This window comes from Trichocoleus sp. FACHB-6 (assembly GCF_014695815.1).
Classification (GTDB): domain Bacteria; phylum Cyanobacteriota; class Cyanobacteriia; order Cyanobacteriales; family FACHB-T130; genus Funiculus; species Funiculus sociatus.
The window spans coordinates 56,820-68,145 of record NZ_JACJOY010000019.1 but is presented as its reverse complement, the minus strand read 5'-3'; the positions used below and the strand labels follow the sequence as shown (position 1 = coordinate 68,145).

The 11,326-nt window shown below is 44.2% G+C and carries 10 protein-coding genes; 4 read left to right on the top strand and 6 right to left on the bottom strand.

Going from position 1 to position 11,326, the window contains the following annotated elements; genetic code table 11:
• Positions 1-258: 258 nt before the first annotated feature.
• The 4 genes from H6F66_RS03490 to glgX all read left to right on the top strand — a co-directional run bounded on the left by H6F66_RS03490 (position 259) and on the right by glgX (position 6,257).
• Positions 259-810 carry an FHA domain-containing protein gene (locus H6F66_RS03490; RefSeq protein WP_190418242.1) on the top strand — a complete coding sequence of 184 codons (552 nt, stop codon included), beginning with the start codon at positions 259-261 and terminating at the stop codon, positions 808-810.
• Between the two features lie 16 nt (positions 811-826).
• Entirely contained in the window at positions 827-2,818 is a 1,992-nt protein-coding gene (locus tag H6F66_RS03485) for an FHA domain-containing protein (RefSeq protein ID WP_190418240.1), read from the top strand.
• 128 nt (positions 2,819-2,946) lie between these two features.
• Positions 2,947-3,369 (top strand): hypothetical protein, encoded by a 423-nt coding sequence (locus H6F66_RS03480; protein WP_190418238.1) that lies wholly within the window; start codon positions 2,947-2,949, stop codon positions 3,367-3,369.
• A 761-nt stretch (positions 3,370-4,130) separates the two neighbouring features.
• Positions 4,131-6,257, top strand: coding sequence for a glycogen debranching protein GlgX (gene glgX, locus H6F66_RS03475; RefSeq protein WP_190418235.1), 2,127 nt, complete (start codon positions 4,131-4,133; stop codon positions 6,255-6,257).
• A gap of 75 nt (positions 6,258-6,332) precedes the next feature.
• Here glgX and H6F66_RS03470 read toward each other — a convergent pair whose 3' ends face one another.
• The 6 genes from H6F66_RS03470 to H6F66_RS03445 all read right to left on the bottom strand — a co-directional run bounded on the left by H6F66_RS03470 (position 6,333) and on the right by H6F66_RS03445 (position 11,296).
• Positions 6,333-7,040 carry an HpsJ family protein gene (locus tag H6F66_RS03470; RefSeq protein ID WP_190418233.1) on the bottom strand — a complete coding sequence of 236 codons (708 nt, stop codon included), beginning with the start codon at positions 7,038-7,040 and terminating at the stop codon, positions 6,333-6,335.
• Between the two features lie 42 nt (positions 7,041-7,082).
• Positions 7,083-7,769, bottom strand: coding sequence for a cyanoexosortase A system-associated protein (locus H6F66_RS03465; protein WP_190418231.1), 687 nt, complete (start codon positions 7,767-7,769; stop codon positions 7,083-7,085).
• A 5-nt stretch (positions 7,770-7,774) separates the two neighbouring features.
• On the bottom strand, positions 7,775-8,650 hold the full coding sequence (gene crtA / locus H6F66_RS03460; RefSeq protein ID WP_190418229.1) for a cyanoexosortase A: 876 nt from the start codon (positions 8,648-8,650) through the stop codon (positions 7,775-7,777).
• Positions 8,651-8,654: 4 nt separating this feature from the next.
• Positions 8,655-9,401 (bottom strand): DVUA0089 family protein, encoded by a 747-nt coding sequence (locus H6F66_RS03455; RefSeq protein WP_190418227.1) that lies wholly within the window; start codon positions 9,399-9,401, stop codon positions 8,655-8,657.
• A gap of 195 nt (positions 9,402-9,596) precedes the next feature.
• Positions 9,597-10,460, bottom strand: coding sequence for a hypothetical protein (locus H6F66_RS03450; RefSeq protein ID WP_199313289.1), 864 nt, complete (start codon positions 10,458-10,460; stop codon positions 9,597-9,599).
• 242 nt (positions 10,461-10,702) lie between these two features.
• Positions 10,703-11,296 carry a proprotein convertase P-domain-containing protein gene (locus tag H6F66_RS03445; RefSeq protein ID WP_190418225.1) on the bottom strand — a complete coding sequence of 198 codons (594 nt, stop codon included), beginning with the start codon at positions 11,294-11,296 and terminating at the stop codon, positions 10,703-10,705.
• Positions 11,297-11,326: the final 30 nt, after the last annotated feature.

Genomic DNA, 11,326 nt, shown 5'->3' with positions numbered 1-11,326 from the left:
AGAACTTTAACTAATGCGACTGCCAAGGTTAATCTTTGTTTTATTCGCTTGATGATTAAGAGGCTTGCAGCACCTTCTTAGATATCAAACTTAGATGTCAAATGGGTTCTATATAGGTCTTCCCAATCCCCAGTCCCCAATCCCTCCTTCTTTAAACTTCATACACAATTTCGGATTTCTCTTCTAGCTCATGTTAGAAATCAGAACAGGCTAACTTGAAGCACTTTATAGAAGTAGACAATATATAAGGCTAGAGCGATGAACGAACTAACTTTAGAGTGGTACGAAGCAACGCAGGTAAAAAGCCTGACAATTAACGACCACCAAATCGGTAAAAACCCTGGAACAATCCGCATCGGTCGTGACCCAGCTCGATGCGATATCGTACTGACAGATCCCACAGTATCGGGACTGCACGTCGAAATTTTTTTTCAAGCGCAGCAGCAAAGCTTCTACTTGCGTTCCCTGCGAGAAAGTAATCCCCCTCTAGTGGATGGATGCAGCATTGCTCAAGGCGAAGTGGCTCTGAGTCAGGGTAGCATTTTTTACTTAGGGCAGATGGAACTAAAAGTCACTGCTGTTTGTCTGGGCGCGATCGCTGTTCCCGCGACTATAATAATGCCACCGTCCTCCCCAGCAGCAAAAGCAGTAGCTCCGGGTACTACCCGCCCTAACCCTGTAACCTACGGACTGCAATGTTTTGCTTGTAATAAAGTTTCTCCGTATAAGCAGCTAAATTTGGGATGTCCCTGGTGTGGCACTTCCTTAGCAGCAGCACTCAGTGTATTAGTAACTCCCAACGGCAACTAACACTAGGTTATAAAGAATGAATCCCGCATCCCTGCGCCTTCGGCTTAGCTGGGACGACCCAGCAACGGGAGAACGACGCGAACCAATACTCTCCGTCCCAATTGCGCTAGGACGAGAATTTAATCAGATGCCAGGCGAAATCAACGGGCATCGCGTCTCCCGGATGGTTCTTAATAGTCTTGAAGTTTCCCGCTTCCACGTCCTAATTGAACAGGATGCAGGCGGCGTGGTGGTAATTGACCAAAACAGCAGCAACGGCACCTTTGTCAATGGGCAACGCCAGACGCGGAGCATTTTGGCGAACGGCGACACGCTGCAAATGGGCCCCTACCAAATTATTGTCACCTTCGCTGCCAGTACACCAGCGCCGTCCCCTTCTGGCAATTCCCAGATTTTATTTAACCCAGATACCGATTTACCCGACCCCAACATTAGTCAGCCTGCACCTCAACCAGTGGTAGCGGTTGCTAGTAGCTTTCCCCCGCCTGTGTTTGGGGCAGAGCAAGTTGCAGTGCAAGACCTCCATGCTACCGGGTTGTCGGTGGATGAAGTGGACTATGCGGCAGTTGGGGCGGGGTTGGGCAGCTTTGTCTGGGTGGATTTATTGAGAATTTCTGGGGTAAAAAGCGATCGCATTGCGGCTTTGGGGATGGAGGCGCAGCCCTACGCCCGTTACAAGCGGCTTTGCATGAATTCGCAAATTCCTCTGCACGAACGGTTGCGCTCAAACTCAGATTCTTGTCCGGATAATATTTGGGGTTGGCCCAGCTATGCTTTACGGGAAGCTTGGCGCGACTTGTTTAAGGGAAGTATTGTCACAGCATTAGGGTATTTATGGCAAGTGTTTGCTGAACCAACCTTTGCCCAAACTTACACCCCCCGCGCCGGTAATGTATTTGACTCAATAGATAGAGAAGCCAAACGGATTGGTTGGGAGCAAATATTTCGCTACGGAAGCGTGCGGTCGATTCGGAAAACAGAGGATGGAAGGTATGCGATCGCTTATTCTCGCACCAGCGCCAACCGCCGCGACCATGCTTTTTTAATCGCCCGCAACGTACAACTAGCAACTGGCTATCCAGCAATTCAGTTTCTCCCTGATTTGCAAGAATACCGCGAAAAAACAGGCGATTTTAAATCAGTGGTGAATGCCTACGAAGAACATAACCACGTCTACGAACATTTAGAGCAATATGGCGGAACGGTGATGATTCGGGGACGGGGAATTGTCGCTTCGCGGATTGTACAGCGAATTTATGAAGCTAGAAAGAAAAATCAGAATATTGCGCTGTTACACTTGATGCGATCGCCCAAACCCCAAGGCAACAAATTTGGTACCTCTCAGCGTACCGTCGAAAATCACTACGAATTTCAACCCTTTAACTGGCCCAAAGCCTGCTGGGGCGGCGAATTGCGGGTAATGCTCGAAAAAGCCGACCCCCAAGCGCGATCGCGCCTACTAGCAGACTGGGGAGGCACCACCACCGCAGACCGTGGAGATTGGAAGCGCATCGTAGAAGAAGGCATCCGCCAAGGCTGGTATCAAATCGCCTTTGGTGCAGTTGAAAAAGTCGAACGCGACCCGCAATCATCAGCAACAGGACACACCATCACCTACATTCAAGAAAAAGGGTTAAAAGGGCAAATTCGGCTGGAAGCTGACTTTATCATTGATGCCACCGGACTCGATGCCAAAGTCAAAGCAAGTCCCCTGCTTAACGACCTCGTTAGCCATTACAACCTTCCCTTGCACGAAAATGGGCGCATAGCCGTCGCCAACGACTTTGAAATCGTTGATATGCGCGCCTCACGCGGGCGAATGTATGCTGCTGGTGCCATGACACTAGGTGGCCCCTACGCTGCTGTTGATAGCTTCCTCGGCTTGCAGTATGCCGCACTTTGTACAGTTGATAGCCTCGCAGCCGCGCGATCGCCAGGAATGCACCGCTTAAACCTTTTTAGTTCCCTTGGACAATGGCTAAAATGGGCAGCAAATCAATCCCCCTAGCATCAATTTCTGTATCGATAGTTAAGCGATTATGCAGAAATACACGTTCAGTAATTATCCTAAAAATCAACAATTTGTCAGTCTCCATCATCCGTCGGTGCAATATATAATTTAAAATTCAAATTCCTATGACTCCAACGCTGTTTGGTCGCTGGCAAACTCGGTTATTACTACTTGCAACAGTAGGGGTTTTAGTAACTTTACCCTTTCATTTGGGCATCATCGGCCCAGCGAATCCAGTTTATTTTTGGGTATTGCTAGATGTTGCTATCTTTGGACTGGCTTGGGATGTTCTTTATGACTATATCCAGAAATTCCGCTGGGATAGAGATTGGCCCGGAGTCTTGCAATTACTTGCTGGTATCTGGGAAGCAATATTTATAGTTCTATTAGTAAAAATATTTGGTTTACCAGGTGTAAGAAGAGATTTACCGCTGCAATGGTTCGCACTCCACTACAGCTTCGTCTGGCTTGCTGTCTATATAGCATCGCAAACAATTATGCGAATTATATTCCCCCGCTGGCGTTTTCGGGGCGGGCAATGGTTGTAGATTATCCCGTTGCTAGTTGTCTATTTCAGATTTAGGAAAGTCTTGAGTCAAACGATAGGCAGCTAAAACAATTAACCCTTGAAACGTTTTTGCTGTCCCTCATTTTTTCTGAATTCTAAATTCTTGCTATTGATGTTTGCGATCGCGCTCAGACTTAACCGAAAATACTACTCATACAAAGTTGCATTCATACGTGCTATGTCATCCTGAGTAAAGCGAACTGAAGCGACCTATTTGAATGCTACTAGGTATCAGCCATAACTAATATGAAGATATTTTGTATTTAAAATCACCTTCAAGCTTAACCTTAGTTTTATTCTCGGATAGAAGCCGCAGAAAACAGTAACAGTTAAATTATTTTAAACAACAAGTGGGTAATCACGGATCATGGTGTCTAAAACTTTCTTCGGTTTACGCACAATAATGGGCATTTGTCCATGCTGCTTGGGGTTTATGAACACAGGGCATTGTTTCAAAGGGAACTTCTAACCAAACAATTTATGATAAACTTGATCCCCAAATATAAAAACTTGCCATCAGGGATATGCAAAAATACTTTTAACTCGATTAGTAAGGCAAACACATCTAAATTTTGAACATCAATTAAATCGATAAAATACAGCGTAAAATTACAAAATTCCTACAACTCTTAAGTCATTCATTTAGCAAGACTTGAGAGATTAGATGCGTTTGCTCGGAGTGAACTGACGCTGTAAAGAGTTGATTTTAGCTAACTATCAATTTTTCGTGAATTTGCATATATGCACCTAGAACTCTGGCCTGGTAACGTTTATCCTTTAGGTTCCTACTGGGATGGCAAAGGTACAAATTTCGCTTTGTTCAGTGAAAACGCAACCGGTGTAGAACTTTGTCTGTTTGACAAAGACGGTAAGGAGAAACGCCTCACCCTGAAGGAAGTAGACAACTGGGTTTGGCACGGCTATGTGCCGGGGATAGCACCGGGACAACGCTATGGATACCGTGTATATGGCTCTTACGATCCATCTCAAGGTCATCGCTTCAACCCCAACAAACTCCTGATCGACCCGTATGCAAAAGCGATTGATGGCGATGTCGTCAATGGGCCAGAACTCTTTGGCTACTCTTGGGATGACCCAGAAGAAGACCTCAGCTTCAGCGAAACTGATAGCGCCCATCTGATGCCAAAATCGGTTGTTATTGATGAGTCCTTTGATTGGGAAGGGGATCAACTGCTGCGAATCCCATTCCACGAGACGATCATCTATGAAACCCACGTCAAAGGATTTACCCAGCTGCAACCGAATATCCCGGAACAACTGCGGGGTACTTACGCAGGACTGGCGCATCCGGCCGCGATCGCTCATCTCCAGACTCTAGGAATTACATCAGTAGAAGTGATGCCCGTGCATCACTTCTTAGGCTTTCCCGGACATCTCGCTGACAAGGGACTGAAGAATTTCTGGGGCTACGATTCCCTCAATTACTTTGCCCCCTACTCTGGCTATAGTGCCGATAAAACTCCGGGGGGTCAGGTACGCGAGTTCAAAGCAATGGTAAAAGCGCTGCACAAGGCGGGAATTGAGGTCATTCTGGATGTGGTCTACAACCACACGGGCGAAGGCAATCACCTAGGCCCTACATTGTCGATGCGGGGGGTAGATAATGCCGCTTACTATCGCCTGGTAGAGGACGATCCCCGCTATTACATGGATTTCACGGGTTGCGGAAATTCCTTGAACGTGCGCCATCCGCAAATTTTGAAGTTAATCATGGATAGTCTGCGCTATTGGGTCTTGGAGATGCACGTCGATGGATTCCGCTTCGACCTGGCCTCGGCACTGGCGCGAGAACTTTATGATGTGAATAATCTGGCAGCATTCTTTACCATTGTCCACCAAGACCCTGTAATCGCGGATGTGAAGCTGATTGCCGAACCTTGGGATGTGGGAGATGGCGGCTACCAAGTCGGCAACTTTCCCCTGCTGTGGTCAGAGTGGAATGGCAGGTATCGCGATGTCATGCGAGATTTCTGGCGCGGTGAGGATGGTAGCTTAGGGGAATTTGCCTATCGTTTCACGGGTAGCTCTGATTTATACCAGACCAACGGGCGCAGTCCTTATGCCAGTATCAACTTTATAACTGCCCACGATGGTTTCACTCTCTACGATCTGGTCAGCTACAACGAAAAGCACAACGAGGCGAATGGAGAAAATAACTGCGATGGCGATAGCCATAACCGTTCGTGGAATTGCGGGGTAGAAGGGGAAACCAATGACCCCGCAATTTTGGCGTTGCGGGAACGACAAAAGCGAAACCTCCTGGTGACGTTAATGCTTTCCCAAGGCGTACCGATGCTGGTTTCCGGGGACGAAATGCAGCGAACCCAAAAGGGTAATAATAATGCCTACTGCCAAGACAATGAAATTTCCTGGTTGGATTGGAATTTGCAAAATGAAAAAGCTGAGCTGTTAAATTTTACTCGCCAGCTAATCTACTTCCGCCGCAAACATCCGGTATTTCAGCGACGCAAGTGGTTTCAAGGAAGACCGATCCACGGTAGGACGATAAGCGATCTTGCCTGGTTCAATCCTGATGGTACCAAGATGACTGAGGAACAGTGGCAGATTGGTTTTTCCAAGGCAATTGGGGTTTTCTTGAATGGAGAGGAAATTCCCAGAGTTGGTCCCCAAGGTCAACGCATTATTGATGAGAGCTTTCTGTTGTTCTTTAATGCTCACTGGGAAATAATTGAGTTTACTTTACCAATTGATTTGCAAGAGCGAGAGTGGATGGTTGAGATTGATACTAAGGAGGCTGGTTTCGTAGAAGACGGAGCTATTTACACGGGTGATAAAGCTGTGCCAGTCACGGCGCGATCGCTGGTAGTATTACGCTGTCTGCCATAGAACTCAAGACAAATAAAATAGGCTTCGCCTTTTCTTAGGCGAAGCCTTCCTTTAGGGTTGATAAACGAGGAAGTATTAATTATGAATGCTCTTGCTCCGCTTGCGTCGCGCCCAGCGTGTGGCGTGCCAAATCCAAACAAACAAAGTGGCAGAAACCAACGCACCTAAGTTCCACTTTAGAGAACTTTTTATTAGACTAAGGCGCATATTTTGGCGCGTTGTTTGATTTTGGGTAGTGACAATCTTCTCAGCTTTACCAATTTCTGCAAGTAGTTTCTTTTTGAAGTCTTCAGTATTTTTAATTTCAGGCGATCGCTCTTGGGGATTTAAAGCCGCAAAAAGCTGATTCATATCTTCTTCAGTAGTAGCTTGTGCTAACCTACCTTTAAATTGTTGAATTTGCGATAACTGTTGAGATGATTGGTAATTGATTTGGGCAGTGTTGCGATTATAAAGTCGCCAAGTGTTATTAACTCCTAAAGGAATTAGCAGTAAAAATAATACTCCCAATGCTAGAGAAACCCAGGAAAAAAGTTTTAAAATAGTTGTTTCTAATTTGCGGCGATAACTTAAATCTCCGTAAAAAACTAACACCAGTCCTATCAAAGGTACAGGAACTCTTTCAACGAGAGAACCCATCATCTGAAATTCCCAGGTTGGGTTAGTAAAGCGTGGTGGAACAAGAATCTGAGAAAAATCAAAGAAGGCTAACATCAACAAGCCGTAACCTGCGACCCGCAAAAGTGAAATAGTCTGAATGTCTTTGCTTTCTGATTGGTTCATACAAGTAAAACTTTTTTCTAAATTGTTATTACTCAAAACTATCTATTGTTTAGGAAAGCGTGGTTTCCACCAGCGAAACCAGGAAAACCAAGCTTGTTCCAAAAGTTGATAGGAAGACTCAGGGTTAGTACCATTTAAAGGCGTGGATAAATGCGCCCAAAGACAACGGCGATCGCGCAAAGTTTCTTCACCTAATAACCAAGGCATCAAACGTCCTATTTGTAAGTCGTAAGTAACCTGATTTTTCAAAAATTGTTGCATAGTAACTGTACTGTTTCCGCGTGGGTTAATACAGGCATTCAAGTAAGCTTGATGCCGATAAACAAAGAGGCTATAAAAGCCTATTTCATTTTGCTGGCGTAACGCCTGTATCATCTCACCACGAGGTAGCTTGACATCAGTATGTTTTGGCAGCAAGCTATCGATATTTCCCAGAGTACCTACCACATAGCGCATCTCTATATTGATAGAAATGCCATTTTTAATATATCGATATTGCCTTCCAGCAATAACAGAATCGTATTGTCCGGGTAGCTGAGTTACTGTATCATTCAAAGGTTTAGTTTCCAATAATTGGGCTTCAGTTAATGGAACATTTAGAGGAAAAGTGAATAAGCTAACAGTTTTATTACCTGCTTCTGGATCTAATATTAACTTTAAAAGCGTCAAAATAATTCCAAAAAAAGTTATAGCTAGTAATATGCCTCGGAGTTCTTTGCTCAATCTCATTGCTTTTAAAACTCCATATTCTCTGGATGTTCCAGTTTGTTTTCATGTAGGAAAAGTTGGCATAAAATACCAAAAACCAAAATAGAAATTGTAGAAAATATTTGGTTGCCTTCAGAGCCATGCCAGTATTCAAATGCTTGCTGATTTGAGGATGCCACCAAAACCGCCATTAAAGCAACTCGAATCCCATTGATTAGAAATGCTAATAAAACACCGGCTGTGGGTAATAATATTTTTTTATAAAGTTCTGTAGGGAATACTAAAACAAAAAGCAGCGATAGCCGTAACAGTAACAACATCGCATTTAATCCAGAACATCCGGCATATATTTCTATAGCGCCGTTGGGTAAAATCACGTTTACGCCTTGGCGAGAAACTGTAAATCCTAAATACCAAAGCATGAAGGTTGAAAACTTAGCGGCTAATAGACTGGTATTAATTAGATTTTCAAGTTGTTGTAATAGTAATTCTTCAGGAATAACAAGAAGCAACACGATAATAAATTCCTGTAAATATTGCTTTAAACCATTAAAACCAGATGCTATTAAAGCCAAACCTAAAGCAAAAAATAATACAGCTATTTTAATAAATGAAGATTCAAACCAAAATAGAGATGTGCTTTTAATGAGGCTGGTAGCAATCAAGAAGATACCAAATAAAGTAGAAAAAATATCACTTTCTACTTTTAAAGTATTACGTTTTTTCCACAGCAAGGAGAATAAAGCACACCAAGACAAGACAGTTAAGCTTAAGCGATCGCTATCGCGAGTTAGCTTCCAGGTTAAGATTACTTGAACCGCAGCTATGCCGAAAGCGATCGCAAACAGCCATAACTTTGAGTTTCCTAATAACCTACCTACGGTGACAGTACGTTTTTTCATAGATTTAAACTTGCTTTTCTGGCTTTTTAGCAAGTTGTCCGCTTTGGCTGGTATTCCCCGCTATACATGATTTACTGGCTAATTTTCGTGTTTTTTTAAAACTAGAAACAGCGCCCCAAATACCCAACACTAATACCCCCAATGCTGAATGCGGTTCGTAGGGAACTGGAGTAGAACCAGTAGTAAACTCAGCACCGGTTAAATTAATAGTATAGGTGCCAATATTGTCATCAAAGCTATCTCTGAACCAGGCGCTAAGGGGCGACGCACCTCCAGCACCAGTTGGCCCTTGAACTCCCAACAATGGTGAAGGAAAAATTTCACCTCCAGCACTTATTGGCGAGTCTCCAAAGGTAGAGATCGCTAAATAGTAAACCCCAGCAGATAACAAAGTAGAAGGAATAGTTGACTGAGGAGTACCTGCATCGTCATCGTTTCCAAAAATACCTATGCCCGCTGAATTAAACAAGAATAACTGCGTGTCAATCGTAGTCCCAGTACCTACTGTTGTAACGGAAAATGGATTAACGCCATTTACGTATATTTGGAACAAGTCAATATCTTCACCTGCCGTTATTATTCCTAAAATACTGGTCAGGGGTGTTCCGGGCGGTTGGGTACTTACAGCCTGGCTTGTTGATAGCAATTCGCCAGCATTGCCAATCTCAGTAAATGTAGCAGCTCGTGTCACTTCTCCAACTAAAAAAGGCACAATACAAAAGGCAAAAGGCAAAAAGAGATAATTGTTCACTTTTTATTCTCCCAATTAGCAATTAACCTTTAAGAATTAGTAATTGGCTTAAGGTTCAACTTTTACAAATCCGCCTTAAAAAGGAAGTTTGGGGGCGATTTACACTAGACAAACTCAAGTAATAATCCCCCTTGCGCCCTTCTTAAGGGGAGTTTTAATCGGGATTGCACATTGCGTTAATTGGCAAATCCCAATTTAAGAACAACCTAGTGCTGAAGCCTGCACCACAGTTCTTAAGTCGCTAGTGAATTGCGCCGTGTATTGGAAGGGCGAAGAACCAGTGCAAATCATTGCAGTTTTATTTGGTCGTCGAGGAGCAAAATATGAATCTGCCTGAACGACAAGGTTTGTGCCTGTCCAAGATAAGCCTTTTACAGCTAAAGAATTGCTTTCTCCATTACTTAGCAAAGCTGATAAAAATGTGGCATTGAGAACATTACCAGTCTTAGGATCTACCCGTGCTAGAATTGCCACTTTTCTACCCCCACCTTGTCCATAGGTAGTTAACCAACCATTTGTAGCAAAGCGGCGAAAATCTTGGCTGGATGTTCCCTGTGTGCCGTCGGTGCTGAATGCAGCATATAAAATGCTGCTGCCATTCCAAAGTAAACCGTAGCCTCGACCATCAGCACCTGTTGTGTCGTAGTCTGTTTTACACCAAGTTCTTACACCATTGTCGAAACGCACCATTCGCGGGTCTTGGTTAATACTTGATACTTGCTGGTAGCCGATGTATATGGTTGACGATCCAAAGGTGACTCTAGGGCCGTTTTTAGCTCGAATTGTTGCTTCAGAATCGTTACAGGAAAAGGTGACATTACTGCCTATTGATGAAACTAAGTTAGTTTGAGAAATCGCACTTTGAGGGGCAGTGCCTCCACTGAGTCCTAATATTGCTGTTAGTCCAAGAAATACTAAACTTTTGTGGAAAGTGAGTGGACGTTTAAGTTGCTGAGACTGACGATCTGGAGTAGCTGTTTCACGGTCTAGGATCGGCTGCTCTTTCTTCAAACTGGCTAATTGCAGTTTGCAAACTATGGGCAGCGAACGAATATCCATGTGATAATTTCCCAGTGTAAAGTTCAATCAGGACGTCCTGGTTCATCTTTCCGTTTCTGGTTTGAACTTCCGGACAATCTATCGAGATATAGAGGGTTTTACTGAAAAGTTCAGTGTAATTACTGGCTAATAACCTAATTAAAGTTGGGTGGTTTTTAATTTCAGTAACTATTCGTAAGTGCTGGGTAGTTTGAAATTTGATACTGTTAGAAACAACTAGAAAAGATTGCGATCGCGTAGTATTATTTGCGTTTTTGCAGTTGTTTTTTGAGTTGAGTCGCCGCACCCCAACCGCCCAGCACCAATATGCCCAAGGTTGGTGAAAACTCGTAAGGCACTGGAGTAGAAGAATTAAAACTCAACTGCGTACCAAGGGCAGTCCCCCACGGTGCTGCGTCGCCTGCTTTGTACAAATAGCCATCCTCGGCGGCAAAGTCGTCAACAATGCTCAATGTCCAGGTTCCGTTGGGGTTCTGTCCATTGAACGCACTCAGGGGGTTACTAGGTCTGTAGGCACCGATAAACGGGGCGTTACCAGCGGTAATAGCGATCGCTGCTTGATCGTCGAGCAAGGTATCCTGAAAGTTGTCCTCAAAGCTTCCTACCTGCGAAAACAGTTCAATTTGTGTTCCAGTTGGCGATCGCAAGAAAACAGTCAAGTCAGAATCATAAGTATGCTGGGCGGAAAACCTCACGTTCAGGTCGGTGATGGTTCCCTCGCCGGAGACACTGAAAGTAAAAACCGATGTTGAAAAATCGAAAATCTGCCCGCCTGAGGCGATGTTGAAAACTGCTGCGTAAGCACTCGATGGTAAGCATAACAGTGCTGTCGTCAAAACAATATCAAAGAGATTTTGCCTTATGGG

Excerpts from the sequence above, each read along its gene's own strand:
- H6F66_RS03490 (WP_190418242.1), top strand. The coding sequence starts at position 259 with ATGAACGAACTAACTTTAGAGTGGTACGAAGCAACGCAGGTAAAAAGC.
- H6F66_RS03485 (WP_190418240.1), top strand. The coding sequence starts at position 827 with ATGAATCCCGCATCCCTGCGCCTTCGGCTTAGCTGGGACGACCCAGCA.
- H6F66_RS03480 (WP_190418238.1), top strand. The coding sequence starts at position 2,947 with ATGACTCCAACGCTGTTTGGTCGCTGGCAAACTCGGTTATTACTACTT.
- glgX (WP_190418235.1), top strand. The coding sequence starts at position 4,131 with ATGCACCTAGAACTCTGGCCTGGTAACGTTTATCCTTTAGGTTCCTAC.
- H6F66_RS03470 (WP_190418233.1), bottom strand. The coding sequence starts at position 7,040 with ATGAACCAATCAGAAAGCAAAGACATTCAGACTATTTCACTTTTGCGG.
- H6F66_RS03465 (WP_190418231.1), bottom strand. The coding sequence starts at position 7,769 with ATGAGATTGAGCAAAGAACTCCGAGGCATATTACTAGCTATAACTTTT.
- crtA (WP_190418229.1), bottom strand. The coding sequence starts at position 8,650 with ATGAAAAAACGTACTGTCACCGTAGGTAGGTTATTAGGAAACTCAAAG.
- H6F66_RS03450 (WP_199313289.1), bottom strand. The coding sequence starts at position 10,460 with ATGGATATTCGTTCGCTGCCCATAGTTTGCAAACTGCAATTAGCCAGT.